The sequence below is a fragment of the Serratia sp. TSO36 genome, assembly GCF_057808395.1.
The window spans coordinates 32,410-48,736 of the sequence record NZ_JBJZOU010000004.1 but is presented as its reverse complement, the minus strand read 5'-3'; the positions used below and the strand labels follow the sequence as shown (position 1 = coordinate 48,736).

Sequence of the window (16,327 nt, the reverse complement as noted above, 5' to 3'; positions counted from 1 at the left end):
GCCCTCTCAGCACATATAAAACCTATAGAACCTTATTAGGTTTCATCATAACCACCCTCACAAAGATAAATGGCGTGATCGTTAACGTGAAAATTAAAAACACCAATTCATGCGGGTCATTTAAATAACTTCAACTACCGCCACCGCCGAGCCCGAAAAACTTCCTGACGATAACGGGGCATAGGCAAGCAATAACGATGAAAACGTCACTTCTTTTCCCCCAATGGCCGGAACGTCCAACAATGCTGAGCCAGAGGTTCCATTGATACTTAATAAGGAAACCAGGATGCCGTCTGAACGCAACTTCACGTTATAATCTTCTCCGCCCTGGTAGGATAATACCTTCAGCCTCACTCTGGCGGCGCCGGTACAATAAACGCGGGCCGTCGTCTGGGCCCGATGGCCGGTCACCTCATCTGCCGCCAAGGTGCCATGCTGTAAAACAATATTGTTCATCAGATAGCAGGACAGCGGTGGCGGCGGTGGCTTTATTGGCGGTGGAGTGGCCGTGCCTGTACAGGTATGCCCAAAGGTTCCCACAGCGCCGACTCCCCCCCTTGAATCGGAGTTCAAATCGAATACGATGCAGGGCGCGACGCCGCCGTTTTTCTCCACAAGATAGGACCAATTACCGATATAGCCCTTGGGGCCCGACGCTACCCAGGTGGAAACTACCGTGCTGAACCTCTGATCCCCTTTAATTTGAATATAATCCTTTGAAACCGTATCACCTGGAAAACCAATACGCGACCTGACATAACACTGCGGTGACTGTAAAAAAGTGCCGCACTTTAAAATGCCGTCGGGGTCTAACGGCCTCGGCTCTGCCGCTGTCACTATATATGACAAGGCGCCCGAGTCTGACAACGTCCACTCAAGAGTTATCGTTGCATAAGAACCGGCAGAAATAACCCATAAAATGGCGATTAAAAAAAATTTTAACAAACCCTTCTCCTTTTAAGTTTCATTTTTTGCCAGACTCACCAAAATAACCGTCGCTGCAATACAATCGCCCATAGCGGCGTATGGCGTATTAAACTAAAAACATCGTTGGTTAATATCTCACTACCGCCATTTTTATATCAAACAACGGCAGGCTCACTCGTACTCCAAACTAAACGTCGCCACTGCGTTAAATACGCCGCGTACCAGTGCCTTTTTGGCAATAGCGTCGGGTTCTCCCTGCACATACGCCTGCAGCCGAATATTGTTGCTGCCTGAAGACAAGCGCACTTTGCCGCCGGGGCGATTCACCGGCAACGCTTCGCCCGCCGCACTCTCCAGCCCGATAGCGATGCCAGCGGCCTGGCTGCCCGCCGCCGGCGCCAGCAGCCCCGGCAAAGCGGCGCTCTCCTTGCCGCTCAGGGTCACGGTAACCGTTTTACCCAAGCTGAGATCGCAGTCCGCCAGGGTAATGGCAAACGGCACGCCCGGCGTTCGCTGATTCAGGTACAGGTATTTATCCACCACGTTGCCGAAATCCAGCGCTATCGTCTCCTGTCCCGGTGGGATCACACAGGGTTCCGCCACCAGTGCGCCGCTAAATCGCAGATTATCCGCCGCGCCGGCCAACGGCGGCAGGCAACACAGCGCCAGCGCTAATCCCATCACGATCCGTTGTTTCATTTTCGCCCCCTCACTGGTAATCGACCTGCAGCGTCGCCGTCGCCACAAACGCCCCTTCTTTCAGAACGGCCCCCGGTTTGGCGACCGGCACAGCCTCCAGGCGCGGCGGGTTGCCGGGATCAATCTTGAAGCTGGTGTTGAGCACAAAGGGCGTATCATTCTGATAAAGACGAATGCCGAGATCGGTTTTATCGGTTTGTACCGCCGCCCGATCAAAGGCGGTGGCCGTCCCCTTCAAGGACAGCATCATTTCCCACGGCCGCACCCCCGGCGAATCGCAGCTGATAAGATAATCCACCTGCTGCCGATAGTTGACGCCATCAACTTTACTGACCCCCACCCGCTGACCAAAATCCACCGCCACCGTGCCGCCGTCATTGATGGTGCAAGGCGGTGGTGCGCGCAGCGTGCCGCGAAAACGCATCGCAGTATCCTCCGCCGCCAGACTCTGTTGGCCAAAGGCCAACAGCAGAACGATAGCCGCCTGTTTCATCTTCACTCCCCGCTTCATTGGTAATCCGCGCGCATGGTGGCGGATGCCGTGAACTCACCGGTCGGTAGCTGAACGCCGGCCTGTTTTATCGGCACCGCTTTCAACTCCGGCACATTCGGGTACGTAAAGTTTTGCCAGCTGTTCAATGGGATACGGGAATCACCGCGCAGCAGCGCAATCCCCAAACCGTTCACGCTGGTTTGCAACAGCTGCCCGTTAAACCCTGCGCCATTGCCCGCTATCTGCAGCTTCATGCTGTTTCTCGCCTGCCCCGTGCAGCTCAGGGAGTAATTTATTGGCGTGAGGTAATTGCTGCCGTCGATTCGCGTGGTCAATACTTCATTGCCAAAATCCACCTCGATCGGTTTGCCGCCGTTGATCACGCAAGGCAATGGCGCCAACACGGTTACGCTCACGGTCACAGTCGTCGCCGCCGTCACCGGCAGCGTGATGCATCCCATAACCGCTGCCGCAAGCAGCCGCTGTATTCCGTTTCCTGTTTTCACCCCGTCACTCCATATGGGTTGTTGGCGCTGCGCCGGCTTTCACCCGCCGTCAGTCATAACTCAAACTAAAATCCACCATGGCGCGATAGCTGCCGGCGCGCAGCGGTGCCACAGTGCGTTCCGGCGCTACGCTGTAGTTCAGCACGTCGCTGCCTGGCGTCAGCCACAGCGGCATACCACGGCTACCCAACCGAACGTCCCGGCCCTGGGCATCCAATAACCTCAGGCCCAGACCGGAGACGCCCTGCGCCTTCACCAACTGCGGGTTATCGGCGTCAGCCGGGGCGTGGAAGGCCACCCGCACCGCCGGTTGGTCATGCGCCCAGCTTAGCGCGCCAGTACGTTCATCCCGGCTGACCGCCGGACTACGCAGGCAATCACGCAGCCGCAGTTCAAATGCCACCGGCACGCCGCGATCGCCCACCTGCGCCAGCCGCCCGGTCGACACGTCCCCCAGGCGAATATCCTGGCGCGCGCTGTCCATCTCCAACCGGCAGGCGCTTTCGGTCAGCGCCCCTTCGATATACAGCACGCCGTTGGCGCCCTCCACGTCCCAGTTATCCGCCGCCTGTGAGGCAGGTAGCAGCCATAGCATCGCCGCCAGACTCAACGGCGCCATCAGCGCCAGACCGCTCAAGGCAATGTAGTAACGCAATTCGCTGTGTGCATAGCTCCAATCACGCAGCCCTGTCTCTTTCCTTGCCATGTTTTTCTCCTTCGCGCGGCGCTGCCGCTACGGCTTGGCTTTCTCCGGCACCACGCTGCAACTGCTGCCGTTGCAGTTAAAGGTCAGCTGTGGCCGGCCACCGTAGTCGTTGATATAGGTCAGCACCGGGCTGCCGCCCAGGCTGGCTGCGCTCACCGTCAGCGGGGCTGTGCCTCTTGGCGGCACCATAAACGGTTCAAAGTCCTTAGCGCCTCCCACGCCTTTGCGACTCGCACCGTCGACGATAGTGACGTAATACGGCGTCGGGTTGTTCACTACGTATTTATCGCCCTGTTTGGTCAGCGTCAGCTGCTCCTGCCACGGCGCCGCGTTGCGCTCCGGGGCGATCGCCGCCGGGCGGTAGAACAGCTTGATGCGCGTCTGCAGGGCAATCTGCAGCGAGTTCGGCTTGTTACTCTTCGGCGGGATCTCGCGCAGGTTGAAGTAGTACAGCGTCTCGCGGTCCTGCGGCAGCATCTTCGCCGCCGGCAACGCCTGGATCTTCACCTGGCTCGGCTTGCCCGGCTCGATGCGCTGCACCGGCGGTAGCACCGTCAGCGGGCTCTGGATCTTGTTGCCCTGCTCGTCTTCCAGCCAGCCCTGCGCCAGATACGGCAGCTGCTTGTTCTGGTTGCTGACGCTCAGGCTCACCGACTGCACGCTGCCGTCGAAAATCACCCTGGTGCGATCCAACGCGATGGCGGCGTGCGCCGTCGGGGCCAGCGCCCCGGCCAGCAACGAAGTGGTGGCCAGTAGGCCGATAACGTTACGTGTGCTCATCATAAAAACTCCTCAATTCAGTGTTCGTTGCCGCCGTCGCCCGCACTTAGCGCCCGGCACGGCAGCAGTAAATTGGTCGTCAGCATCTCCTGCGGCAGCGGCGTCGGCATCTGCACCTCGCACTGCGCCGTGCCGCCCCAGCGCACCGTCATGCGCTCGCCGGCGTTGATGCCGCTCAGGTAGACGCTGCCGCCGTCGTTGACGATGCCGGTCTCCTGCTCGCGTGCGTTCAGCACCGTGGCGCCGAACGGCGGTTCGCTACCGTCCGCCAGTTTGATTACCGCCATCGCCTTCTCCCCGGCGATCACCGCAAACTTGCGGTAACCAATAGCCCCCTCGGTCAGCGTCGCCTGCACCACCGATTTGGTGGCTTCGGCGTTATCACTCAGCGCGTTCAGATCGATACTGGCCTTGTTGCGGTAGTAACTGTTGACGTCCGCCACCACCGCCTTGCCCCAGCGGTTGGTCGCCACGGCACTGCCGTAGCCGCGCACCGGCACCCCGGCCACCCCTTCGGTATCCAGCAGCAACCGGGTGCCACCCGGCATGCCTATGCGGTGCAATGCCCCGCCTTCCACCGTCAGCGTCATGCCGCCCTGCGCGGAAAAGCCCATTGCGCGGTAGCGATCCTGCTGATAGCTGGCGTTGGCGCTCACGCGTGCCATATCGCCGTCGCGGTTGTAATAACCGCTCATATTCATCCCGCTACGCGCATTGCCGACGCTGATCTGGTAGTTGCTGCGTTCATCGATCCGGTCGTAGTAGCCCGCACGGTTGGTTATGTCGTTGCGGTTCAGCGTCGCGTTGTAGCTCAGGCTGCCACTCCCGCCCCAAGGCACCGACAGCGAGACATACATGCCGTCGTCATTCACATCGTTGTAACGGTTGCGATAGGCCGACAGCGACAGGCTCAGGCTTTTAAAACGGCCGATATCGAAATAGCGCGCCATCGTCAGGTTGTAGCGATCGTTGGCCGGCCGATCCCAGTAGGTTTGGTGGTTATAGTTGAGGTATGCACTCAGCCCCAGATCCCGCAACTGCTGGTTATAGCTGATGGTATACATCTCTTTGCTGTTGCCGAAGCGCCGCCCGTATTCACGCGCATCCAGAAACTCGCCCATGCTCATAAAGTTCTGTTCCGAGAAGCGGTAGCCGGCAAAGGTCACCTGACTATCCAGCTCGTCGAAACTCTTCGAGTAGCTGAGGCGATACGAACCGCCGCTCAACGCCTCATTCTCCTGCGGCAATTTGGCGCGCGACTGGGTCACATCGAACGACAGCGCCCCCAGTAACATCAGGTCACGGCCGATGCCCAGCGCCAGCGCGTTATAGTCGCCGCCCAGCAGCGCGCCGCCGTACAGAGACCAGCCATTGCTCACCCCCCAGGAAAATTCGCCGGTGCCGAACATGGGGCCGTGGTAGCGGTGATCCATATCCGACGGCTTGCCCATCGCCAGCTTATAGCGCACCGAGCCGGGTCGCGTCAGATAAGGAATGCTGGCGGTGTTCATCTTGAACGCCTGCACGCTGCCGTCCTGCTCTTCCACCTTCACATCCAGCTCGCCGGACACCGCGTCGTTGATGTCCTGAATGCGGAATGGGCCGGCCGCGACCTGGGTGTCGTACAACACTCGGCCCTGCTGGCTGATGGTCACCTTGGCGTTGCTCTTCGCCACCCCCACCACTTCCGGTGCATAGCCGCGCAGGTTGGGCGGCAGCATGTTGTCGTCGGAACGCAGGCTCATGCCGCCGAAACGGAAGCTGTCAAACAGCCCGGAGTCCAGATAGTCCTCGCCTAACGTCAATTTTGAGCGCAGCGCCGGCAGCGCCCGGTAGGCGTAGTAGCGGCTCCAGTCCAAACGTTTGTCCGTCGGCATACCAGAGCCCGTTTGATGGTTGAGGCTCCCCTGCCAATCGGTACGTAATCGCCAGGCACCCAGATTAACGCCCGCCGTGCCGTTGCCACTCACGCTGTAACCACGTGAGCCAGCCTGCAATTGGTGTTGCGTCTGAGCATTAAGATTGTAATCAAGCAACAGTCCCGGAATCCCCTCATCCCAGCGCGACGGCGGATCCCAATCCTCAGAACTGTACTCCAAGTAAGCTTGTGGAATGCTGAGATACAAAGCCGACGTAGCCAGATCGCCACGCACTTCCATCCCCTTCAGGCTGGCTTCGTCCAGACATTGATTCTGGTGCCACCAGGTCAGTTGCTTCGTCAAACCGGCCTTTAAACCTAACTGCGCCACCAGGTCCGGCGACAAACAAGCGCGACTGCCGTTCGGATCGTCGTCCGGGGCATAAAACGGCACCTGCTGCTCCGGCAGATCGCTCTTATTTAGATGCACCAGCATGCTGTAACGACCCGGCATGATGTAGCCACCGCGAGAGAACTGGCTGAGATCGATGTTTTTGCGATCGTTTACGTCCAACACGTCGGTGTTGAACTGGATTTCTTCCACCGCACCGGCATCAGCCATTAGGCTGCCAAGCACTAAGGCCACACAAGCGCTCAAAATATGCAAACGAAACGGCTTACCAGCAGGCAAAAACATCATGTTCCAAACCTTTTATTTAATAACTTCCCTGAAATGAACAGCCGAGTCAGTAATAATCCATTTTGAATCTCACTGATGAAAAATAGCTTCCCGGCTTTAATGTTTTTTTATTGGCCATCAACGTTATGCCGTAATTCAGCATCTGGTTCCCCAGCAGAATATCTGCCAACGGTAAAGGTTTACCCGGTATGGCAACATTCCCAAACATATCCGTAATCACGAGTGCGACACCTGAGGCATCGCCATGAATGCCAAACATGTCACCATCCACATTACCGTCGAACGTCACTTGAAATTGACGCCAATCAGGCAGCTTTTTATCTGAGCGCGTTAGAATACAGTTAATTAATTCTATGCTGAAAGGCACATATCTTCCTTTCCCATCTCGAGCAATATCCGATACCGGAATGACCTCCATATCAATTGTTTGCTCACGGCTCTCCGTTGCTATAGCACAAGCTGTATCAATAATGGCCCCTTGCATATTGACGCGCCCCTGTCCCTGCACAGCAGAAATAGCATCCCCCGTAAAGAAAACCAGTAACGGCAATAGGCAAGCCGCCTTCATTCCTTTACCCAAAAATTCCATTCTCATCCCTTAAGAAATAACGGATTCAGGTAAATAGCATGCGGGTTATCCCGCATGCTCATAATCACACGTAGTTCGTCAGATGACGATTACTGGTAAGCCAAGGTAAAGTCGGCAACGGACTGGAACTCACCAGGCACAACAGCATCAGCGACGGTGCTACCCTGCAAATAAGCGGCGAAGCTCAGGGTGTTGGCACCATTCTGCAGTGTTTGTGCTTTAGTCGGCTTGCCCAGTTTAATATCAGCACCGGAACCGTCAGTGATGGCAATACCCGCGCCTTTAGCTGTGCCGGTAATGCCCAGCAGGTTTGCATCTGCTGCAGAGGTAGCACCGGTGAAGGTCAGAGCGACGGTGTTGTTATTTTTCGAAGGATCTTTCTCATCCACAATCAAATCACAGTTTTCCAGTTTGATTTGGAAGTTACGCGGGGTAGATTTTCCGCCGTTTTTCAGCGCTACGTTAGAGATCGCGCCCAGCTCAACGGTCTGATCGATGGACTCAGGAGCGATCGAGCATGGTGCATCAATAATAGAACCGCTGAAGGTCACTTTACCGTGGCCCTGATCGGCGGCGTGTGCCAGAGAAGAAACACCCAAAGCCATTGCGGCGGCCAGCATAATTTTATTCAGTTTCATAAAAATCCCTTACATTCCTTAGTAAGCAGTGGAGTCAATTAAATCCATAAGCGTCACGCAATCAATGCTTCAGATATATTCACAAACATGATTTGCGTAGCTAATACGCTGCGTCTTCACGCTCCGTATCAGTGAGAACAAATTTACACGTCAGAAACAAAAAATAAAATGTTATGTCGCGAAAATACAAAAACACAGGATTTTTATAAAAAAAATAGCAATAAAATAGGTTTTAATGCCAATAAATATCTTTTAATTATCAATGTTTATTTTTAAAAACTTGGCAAGTAACAGATGGGATATCTCATTTATAGCGATATAGAGAAAAATCCTATATACAGGCACACCAAAGGATTGAAAAAAACAAAGACAGGTCTCAGAATAATCTCTCGACAGGAAAGTTGCAGGTTATAAAAATGATTTTTATCATCAACAAAAGTGTCCTCTATAATGAGGAGGAAGGTACGTTGGCGCATATAGACAATGCCAACAATAAAGTAGCCTTACTTAAACCAGCCGGACGTTTGCTCTCATTATTCATCAGGAATAATGGCACACTGCTGCTGCGGGAAAAGTTGATTAATGATGTCTGGGTCGACCATGGGCTTAAGGCATCGAATAACAACTTAAATAATTATGTATCTGGATTACGTAAATCACTAGCACAGTGCGGAATAGAAGAAATTATTGTGACCTATCCCCGCCAGGGGTTTAAATTTTGCGCCATAAATATTGATAAATCTGACAAATTAGATGGAAGTGATAACGACCTGAAATATGATAGTGAGGAAAAAACGGCAATCGCGGAACCAAAAATTGAACCCACCAATCTCCGCCGTTTGCTTCAGCGTCTGGTGATGATTGCCGCCGCTTGTCTGGTGCCTTTTGCACTTGTTATTTTGTATCAAAATAGCACACGCATTAGCGTTTATCCGTTGGGAAACTATGAGCAATGTCAGATCTACAGCATGAAGTTGGAGAGTGGCGATTTGAGGAGAATTAAAAACATCATTCATCAGGCAGGTTTTAACTGCAAGACCAGGGCGGATGTATACTATTACGATAACATTCGTAGTGCAGACTCACAAAGCGCTGAAGAACAGCTCACGTTCTGCCCACGCGAAATTAGTGCTCCTTGTATTAACAGCTATATTAATAATAACAACTAACACCTTAAACTCTCCCTCCAGGGCCGCCTATTTAGCCTCCCCTTGGCCGCACTTTGCCAAGGGTATGGCTTATGACCGAGTACTGCAAACAAACAACGGACCGTAATTGGCAATAAACATGTAATGGCTGCTGTCTATTTGCTCAATGCGCAAATGATACTGCTGCCCAACCATCGGCAAATGCTTATTTAAATCTGGTCGTACAACCGAGTCTTGCTGTCTTATGCTATTTTTCACCACGGTAAAAATATAGTCTTCCCCTCGTCGCCGATAGTCCAGTGTAACCGTTCTACCAACGTTATAGCGGGTTGCTCCGTCAAACAGACTACCGTTAATCAACACTGTTGCACGCCGCGGGCCATCCGGAGCAACGCTGATCAACAATATCCGCTGTATCGTTTTGCCCTCGCGTTGGTTGGTCATCCCGACGACAGCTCGACACGCCGGGATCTGCGGTTTTAAAAATAGCCAGTAACCGGAAATACCGCCGATAATCAGCGAAAATACCAACAACACTCCATAACGAGAGCGCCAAAAAAAATTATAACACAATGTTTTCATGGAAGTTTTCACATTGAACCTTACCCGATGCCATTCGGCTCTGCGGGCAATAATAAAAATAGTAACTCCTGACTCGCCCAGGGCTATTCGGCGTTAGCATTTTGCTGTCGTAATAAAAGAGCGTCGCAGGAACACCGTTTTCATTACACTTAGTATGTTTTTTTTGTTCCAACATGTTCTGCAAATGTGTCAGATCCACCTCAACAGGCCCGATCCTGTGGAAAGAAGTAATAAACTGCACGTCACAATTGCCAATCTTACCCACCTTAGCCACACTCACCGCTGGATACCCTGCATCCCACCACGCCCCTATACCGCTGCCTAACGCCAATAGCGCCAGCACAACTGCAGTAAATTTAAAACGTCTGGTTTGCGTAACGGTAGCCACTGCAGCCGGTTTGGCTGCTGGCTGCAAATCCGGCACCAGTAAACTTTCCGCCTGGCTATCCATCGTATGCAGTTCAGCTGCCGTAAACATAAACCCCTGTCGCGGCAGGGTGACGATGATCTCTTCCTCGCCGAGCGAGGAGAACGCTTTGCGCAAAATAGAAATGGTGTTGTTGAGGTTGTTGCCGGAAGCGACCTGGCCGTGCGCCTCCCATACCTGCGTCAGCAGCGTTTCGCGGGAAAGCACCAGGTTATTGTTGCGCACCAGGGCGGAAAGCAGGCGGTTCAGCGTGGCCGTCAGCACAACCGGCGGAATGTCGTCATGCAGCGAGATCAGCTCCGATCTATCTTCATGATATTTAATATTATTATTAATTATATATCTCATAATTCCCTGCGCGATAAACTGGTTAACGCCCATTAGCCCCTATCAAACGTGGCAATATTAGCATAGCGCAAATGATAAGAAAATTCTTAACAAAAAGAATAAAATTTAATAAAAACAAACAGATATTAAATATCACCATACAATTCTCAGAGTGAATTTTGCAGCCTTTTTCTGATTCAATGCACGCATAAAGTGGATTAACAAACTGAGCATAAATAAAAAAACCCGCCATAAGGCGGGCCTGATCAACGTCGGAAAATACTCAGCGCAGGCGGCGAATTTGCCGGTCTTGCCAGCCGGCGAACAGCAGTAAACCGCATAGCGCGCCGAGCAGCGCGCAGAACATGTCGGACTGGGTATCCCACGGATCGCCCTGGGTGCCGAGAAACTCGTCGGCGCCCTGGCCCAGCGCCAGCGCCGCCCACCACTCGATCAGCTCATACACGGCGCTGATGGCCAGCGCGATGCAGCAAACCACAAAGCCCAGCATCTTGCGCCCCTGCACATAGCCGCCGCGCAGCAGGATCTCGCGCGCCGCCAGCGCCGGCACCAGTCCCTGGAAGAAGTGCCCCAGTTTGTCGTACGGGTTGCGGCCAAGATCCAGCCACTGCTGCACCTCAAACCCCAGCGGCACGCGGGCATAGCTGTACATGCCGCCGAAAATCAGGATCAGCGCATGGACGAAAATCAGCGTATAGAGCAGCGGCGTCAGCGGGTAACGGCGATGGGTCAGCCACAGCAGCGGCAGAGCGATAAATACCGGCGCCACCTCCATCAGCCAAGTGGTGCGATCGTAGGGGCAAATGCCGCTGTGGATCAGCGCGGCCAGCAGCAGCAGGGTGATAACGGACAACAACAGCGGGGTGCGCGAGGCGGGCATAACCAACGTTCCTTCAGGTTAACGGATCAACGCACTCTTTATACCGCAGATCCTGGGGCGAAAAAAAACAGGCGGAGCGTCGCCGCTTCGCCTGTTCAGTGTGTGCTTACCCTAAGCGGGATTATTTCAGCGCTACGCGGATCACGTCGTCCGGCGCGGTGGCTTCTTTCTCGCGGCTGGAAGCCTGCTTGACGCTGACGTACAGCGTCTGGCCGTCCGGCGACAGCGCCAGGCTGTTCGGGTGGGTCGGCGTCTTGATGGTGTTCAGCACTTTGTAGCTATTGGCGTCGATTACGCTCACTTCGCCCGCCTGGCGATGGGTGACGTAAACTTCATTGCGCGCCGGGTTGAACAGCACCGCCAGCGATTCCGGCACATCGATCTTGCTCAGGATGTTGCCGTTGCGGGTATCCACCACCAGCACCTGCGGCTGCTTGGAATCGGTGATGAAAGCGCGATGGGTAGCGGTATCCAGGCTGATGTTCAGGAAGAAGTGCTCTTTGGACTCATCCAGCTTCTTGCGCGACAGCACCTTGTTGGATTGGGTGTCGATGGTCACCAGCTCGCCGTCGGCGTTGGTGACGTACAGACGCTTGGCGGCGGCGTCCAGCGCCAGGCCGGTGCCATATTTGCCGGTGTCGGTCACGGTGGCGCGCAGGGTCAGATCCTTGCCGTCCACCACCCACACCACGCTGGATTCACCCAGCCCGGTGATGTACAGGGTATCGCTGTCGGCATCCGCCACCAGCTCGCGCGGTGCCAGCGGCTTGACGGTCTCGGAACGCTGGCGCGCGTCCAGCACCAGGCGGCCTTTCACGTCGCCGGTCTTGGCGTCGATGGCGGTCACCGAGTTATTGACGGTGTTACCGAAGAACAGCGTGCCAGTCTTGGCGTTGACGGCGGCACCGAACGGCTTGATGTCGTTATGGATAATCTGCGTCACGTCCAGCGTGGTCGGATCCAGACGGTAAACGATGCCGCCCTTGTCCAACTTGCGGCTCTGCGACGTCGCCAGGTACAGCGCGTTCTCGCTCGGGCTGTAGGCCATTTCATAGGCGCCCTTGCCAACCGGCTTGCGCAGCACTTCCGGCGCGGTCTGTGCCAGCAGCGTATTGGAGAACAGCAGCGTGGACAGCAGCATCAGCGGGAATGCCGCACGTTTTCCCTTGGTGATCAAAGTATTCATCGAAATCTCCTTATAGAGCCAACGGGGCGGCCGCTCGGCCGCCCTCTCTCGTTATTAAAAATCAGGCTTTCTCTTCGGAAAGCAGCGCCCACCAGCTGTCGATGGTCGGGTTGCGCGCCAGCGCGATAAAGTCGATGTCGCCGCGGATCTTGCGCCAACGGGTCGCCAGCTCCATGATGCGCACCGAATCCAGGCCGTAATCGATCAGGTTCTCATCGTTGCCCATGTCTTCGCTGTCTTCGTCAAGCAGCGGCAGGATCTGCTGACGCAGCGCATCGATGCTGGCGATACCGGCAGCCGGCAACAGAGACGCGGTGGTCACCACCCGGCCGCAGCGGCCGGCGGTGTAACGCAGCGCCATCAGGTGTTCGTCGCGCGAGAAGTCCGCCAGGCCGTCGGCCACCATGAACGGCTGGATGTTGCGCATGAAGGCGTCGATGGCGGTGGTCAGGCAGCCGATGTGCGCATACACGCCGCAGATAATCAGCTGATCGCGGCCGGACTCCTGCAGGATCTCCTGCAGCGGCGAGCGGTGGAAGGCGCTGTAGCGCCATTTCACCAGCACCGTGTCGTCTTCGTCCGGCGCCAGCGCGGCGGTCACCGCCTGCTGCTCGGGGTGTTTGTTCAGGCCCGGCCCCCACATGTCGTTCAACAGCGCGCGATCTTCATCGCTCTGCTGGTTCGGCTGCGCGGTATAGAACACCGGAATGCCCTGCTGTTTGCAGTAGCGGCGCAGGTTGGCGATGTTCTCCACCACCTGTTTAATCAGCGCGCTGTCTTCGCCCCAGAAATTGAGGAAATACTGCTGCATGTCGTGGATCAGCAGCGCGGCGCGCTGCGGTTCTACCTGCCAGGTGACTTTATTTTGCGGCAGTTCGTCCGCCGTCGGCAGCGCGTAGTCATTAAGTTTTGGAATGGCCATCGATTAATCTCCCTGAGCCTGAGTCTGTAGTTGCGCGTCGAGCTGCTGGCGCAGCCGTTTTTTGTCCACTTTGCCGACCGGGGTCAGCGGCAGGCTGTCCACCTGAATAAAGCGATCCGGCAGTTTGAAGTCCGCCACGCCCTGCTCGCGCAGGTGGCGGCGCAGCACCACCGGCTTCAGCGGCGCGTTGGCGATGATATAGGCGCAGCTCTTCTCCCCCATCAGCGCGTCCGGCATCGATACCAGCGCGGCGTTGATCACGTCCGGATGACGCAGCAACAGGTTCTCGATCTCCTCGGCGGCGATCTTCTCCCCGCCGCGGTTGATCTGATCTTTCTGCCGCCCCTGCACGGTGATGTAGCCGTCTTCGCTGATACTGATCAGATCGCCGGAGCAGTAGAAACCGTCGGCGTCGAAGGCGTCGGCGTTGTGCGCCGGGCTCTGGTAGTAACCGCGGAAGGTATAAGGCCCGCGCGTCATCAACCGGCCGACCTCGCCCGCCGGCAATGGATTGCCGTCGTCATCCGCCACCCACACCTCGTCGTCCGGCGACATCGGCCGCCCTTGCGTCGTCAGGATGTGGCGTTCGTCGTCGTCCAGCCGGGTGTAGTTCACCAGCCCTTCTGCCATGCCGAACACCTGCTGCAGTTGGCAGCCGATTTCGTTCTGAATGCGCGCCGCCAGCGTCTCGCCCAATTTGGCGCCGCCCACCTGCAGCAGTTTCAGGCTGGCGAGCTGGGCATTGCCGCCCCACTCTTCGATCGCCTGCAGCCACAGCGTGACCGCCGGCGGTACCAGCGCCGTCACGTTGATTTGGTGCTGTTCGATCAGGCGGAAGCACTGCCCGGCGTCCGGATCGGCGGCGAACACCACCAGCCCGGCGCCATAAAACACGCCCAGCACGCCCGGCGAACTCATCGGGTAGTTGTGCGCCACCGGCAGCGCGCACAGATAGCGGGTCTGCGCGTCGAAACGGCAGATCTCCACGCTGCGGCGAATGCTGTAGTAGTAATCATTGTGGGTGCGCGGGATCAGCTTCGGCGTACCGGTGCTGCCGCCGGAAAGCTGGAAGAACGCCACCTGATCGGCCGCGGAAGGCTGCGCGACGAAACCGTCGCTCGCTTCGTCCAGCCAGGCGGCCAGCGCCAGCTCGCCCTCGGGCTGGCTGCGCAGCGCCACAACCCGCAGCGAAGGATGCGCATCGCGGAAGGCGCTCAGGAATTGATCGTCAGCAAACAGCGCGTGCTGGCGATCGGCGATCAGCAGCGCCGGTTTGATCTGCTCGGCATAGGCGTTCAGCTCGCTGCGCTGATGGCTGAACAGCGCGTTGACCGGCGCCACGCCAATTTTCAGCAGCGCGAAGAACACGATATAGAACTCCGCCACGTTGCCCAGCTGGACCAATGCGGTATCGCCGGATTTTACGCCGCGGCGCAGCAGAGCGGCCGCCAGGCGATCGGAGCGCTGTTGCAACTCGCGGTAGGTCAGGCTGCCCTGGGCGTCGATAATCGCCGGGGCGTCGTTGTTGGCCTGGCGATCGAGGATCTCGGTCAGCGGCTTGTCAGTCCAGTAGCCGCGTTCGCGATAGCGGCTGGCAAACTCCGCCGGCCAGGGGGTAAAGGCAATGCTCATCTTGTCGTTATCCTTGATTCATACCAAAGGCACGCAGAATGGTGCTGAGTTTGGTGCCTGTTTCATGCCATTCAGATTCGGGTGAAGAGTCTTCCACAATGCCGGCGCCGGCGAACAGACGCACCCGGTTGCCGTCAACGGTGCCGCAGCGGATAGTCACTACCCACTCGCCGTTGCCTTCGTCATCGCACCAACCGACGATGCCGCCGAACAGGCCGCGATCGAACGGCTCCAGCTTGCCGATCAGGGCGTGCGCCTCGGCCGTCGGCATGCCGCACAGCGCTGGCGTTGGGTGCAGCAGGCAGGCCAGCGACAGGGCATTTTCGTCTGGAGACGCTGCCTCGCCGTCGATCGGCGTGGAGAGGTGCCACAGCGTGGTGGTGGTCAACAATTCGGGGGTGTGCGGCACGTTCAGGTAGCGGCAGCGGCCGGCCAGCACGTCACGCATGCTTTCGGTGACGATGCGATGCTCGTGGCGATCTTTCGCCGAGGCCATCAGCCGCTCCCCCACTTCGCGATCGCGCTGCGGGTCGGCCTCGCGCCGGGCGGAACCGGCCAGCGGGTTGGAATAGAAACGGCCACCGTCCTGGCGCAACAGCAGCTCCGGGCTGGCGCCCAACAGCGCGCCCTGCTCCAGCGGCACGTGGAAGTGGAAACCGTGCGGGTTTTGGGCGATCACGCGCGCCATCAGCGCATGGCGATCCACCGGCCGGCGCGTTTCGATCTCCAGCAGGCGCGACAAGACCACTTTATCCAGCTCACCGGCCTTCATCGCGTCAACGGCATCGCTGACCATGTTCATGAACGGCTGCTGCTGCGGCAGCTCCGTTATGCCAGCCAGCTCCGGCCCCTCTGCCGCCGGCTGAACGCCGGCCATAAAAGCGGCGCGATCGAACCAGCGGCTCTGCTGCGGAATAAACAGCGCCGAAGGCTGCCGGGTATCGAACGGGATAGCGCCGCACAGCAGCGGATTTTTGATGCCGGCCTGACGAGCCTCGGCAAACGCCTGCCGCACGCTGCGCTGGAACTCGCCGTTCAGGTCGGCGCCGTCCGCGGCCGGCAGGCGAATGCGGCTGAAACATCCGGTGGTGGTCAAGCTGCGGAAAGGGGAGGTAAAGAAGAAGCCCGACGCCGGAGAAAAATCAGCGGCGAACCGGTGTTCTTCGCGCTCCTGCATTTCCTTTCGATTGATGTCGTTCACGGCAGTATCCATCGCTTCGCCCTCAGATTTTGAAGTGATAACCAATATAATAATGATTATCATTTGAGTTAATTCCGCGCTAAATTACTCGCCGATATTTGCCAT

17 protein-coding genes are annotated in these 16,327 nt (G+C 56.8%); 1 reads left to right on the top strand and 16 read right to left on the bottom strand.

The window, feature by feature from the left end:
• Positions 1-120 precede the first annotated feature (120 nt).
• From ACK3CV_RS01980 to ACK3CV_RS01940, 9 genes are all read right to left on the bottom strand, one after another.
• Positions 121-945: an MrpH family fimbial adhesin gene (locus ACK3CV_RS01980; protein ID WP_164040431.1), complete on the bottom strand. Its 825-nt coding sequence runs from the start codon at positions 943-945 to the stop codon at positions 121-123.
• Positions 946-1,098: 153 nt separating this feature from the next.
• Positions 1,099-1,626: a fimbrial protein gene (locus tag ACK3CV_RS01975; protein WP_164040429.1), complete on the bottom strand. Its 528-nt coding sequence runs from the start codon at positions 1,624-1,626 to the stop codon at positions 1,099-1,101.
• A gap of 10 nt (positions 1,627-1,636) precedes the next feature.
• A complete protein-coding gene (locus ACK3CV_RS01970; RefSeq protein WP_192839560.1) occupies positions 1,637-2,119 on the bottom strand; it encodes a fimbrial protein in 483 nt (160 codons plus the stop codon).
• Between the two features lie 14 nt (positions 2,120-2,133).
• Positions 2,134-2,625 carry a fimbrial protein gene (locus tag ACK3CV_RS01965; RefSeq protein ID WP_239504675.1) on the bottom strand — a complete coding sequence of 164 codons (492 nt, stop codon included), beginning with the start codon at positions 2,623-2,625 and terminating at the stop codon, positions 2,134-2,136.
• Positions 2,626-2,674: 49 nt separating this feature from the next.
• On the bottom strand, positions 2,675-3,331 hold the full coding sequence (locus ACK3CV_RS01960) for a fimbrial protein (RefSeq protein ID WP_049194495.1): 657 nt from the start codon (positions 3,329-3,331) through the stop codon (positions 2,675-2,677).
• A gap of 27 nt (positions 3,332-3,358) precedes the next feature.
• Complete coding sequence (locus ACK3CV_RS01955) at positions 3,359-4,111, bottom strand: fimbria/pilus periplasmic chaperone (RefSeq protein ID WP_049194503.1); 753 nt, start codon at positions 4,109-4,111, stop codon at positions 3,359-3,361.
• 17 nt (positions 4,112-4,128) lie between these two features.
• Positions 4,129-6,669: an outer membrane usher protein gene (locus ACK3CV_RS01950; RefSeq protein ID WP_164142023.1), complete on the bottom strand. Its 2,541-nt coding sequence runs from the start codon at positions 6,667-6,669 to the stop codon at positions 4,129-4,131.
• A gap of 46 nt (positions 6,670-6,715) precedes the next feature.
• Positions 6,716-7,258: a fimbrial protein gene (locus tag ACK3CV_RS01945; protein WP_053091686.1), complete on the bottom strand. Its 543-nt coding sequence runs from the start codon at positions 7,256-7,258 to the stop codon at positions 6,716-6,718.
• A gap of 89 nt (positions 7,259-7,347) precedes the next feature.
• Positions 7,348-7,896 (bottom strand): fimbrial protein, encoded by a 549-nt coding sequence (locus ACK3CV_RS01940; protein ID WP_049194491.1) that lies wholly within the window; start codon positions 7,894-7,896, stop codon positions 7,348-7,350.
• Positions 7,897-8,312: 416 nt separating this feature from the next.
• On the opposite strand from ACK3CV_RS01940, the gene ACK3CV_RS01935 reads away from it, so the two are divergent.
• Positions 8,313-9,065, top strand: coding sequence for a winged helix-turn-helix domain-containing protein (locus ACK3CV_RS01935; RefSeq protein ID WP_049194490.1), 753 nt, complete (start codon positions 8,313-8,315; stop codon positions 9,063-9,065).
• 69 nt (positions 9,066-9,134) lie between these two features.
• Here the strand turns inward: ACK3CV_RS01935 and ACK3CV_RS01930 are convergent, their stop codons facing one another.
• The 7 genes from ACK3CV_RS01930 to ACK3CV_RS01900 form a co-directional block, all read right to left on the bottom strand.
• The gene (locus ACK3CV_RS01930; RefSeq protein WP_152903828.1) at positions 9,135-9,626 is read right to left on the bottom strand and encodes a hypothetical protein; all 492 of its coding nucleotides are present in this window, start codon (positions 9,624-9,626) and stop codon (positions 9,135-9,137) included.
• Positions 9,607-10,434 carry a winged helix-turn-helix domain-containing protein gene (locus ACK3CV_RS01925; RefSeq protein ID WP_239504676.1) on the bottom strand — a complete coding sequence of 276 codons (828 nt, stop codon included), beginning with the start codon at positions 10,432-10,434 and terminating at the stop codon, positions 9,607-9,609. Before ACK3CV_RS01925 ends, ACK3CV_RS01930 begins: the two co-directional genes overlap by 20 nt.
• Before the next feature lie 229 nt (positions 10,435-10,663).
• Positions 10,664-11,281, bottom strand: coding sequence for a DUF2238 domain-containing protein (locus tag ACK3CV_RS01920; RefSeq protein ID WP_049194489.1), 618 nt, complete (start codon positions 11,279-11,281; stop codon positions 10,664-10,666).
• Between the two features lie 121 nt (positions 11,282-11,402).
• A complete protein-coding gene (gene yncE, locus ACK3CV_RS01915; RefSeq protein ID WP_405051226.1) occupies positions 11,403-12,422 on the bottom strand; it encodes a 7-bladed beta-propeller protein YncE in 1,020 nt (339 codons plus the stop codon).
• Between the two features lie 106 nt (positions 12,423-12,528).
• Positions 12,529-13,389, bottom strand: coding sequence for an isochorismatase (locus tag ACK3CV_RS01910; protein ID WP_004930014.1), 861 nt, complete (start codon positions 13,387-13,389; stop codon positions 12,529-12,531).
• A gap of 3 nt (positions 13,390-13,392) precedes the next feature.
• A complete protein-coding gene (locus ACK3CV_RS01905) occupies positions 13,393-15,021 on the bottom strand; it encodes a (2,3-dihydroxybenzoyl)adenylate synthase (RefSeq protein WP_164040423.1) in 1,629 nt (542 codons plus the stop codon).
• Positions 15,022-15,028: 7 nt separating this feature from the next.
• Complete coding sequence (locus ACK3CV_RS01900; RefSeq protein WP_164040421.1) at positions 15,029-16,234, bottom strand: isochorismate synthase; 1,206 nt, start codon at positions 16,232-16,234, stop codon at positions 15,029-15,031.
• Positions 16,235-16,327 lie beyond the last annotated feature (93 nt).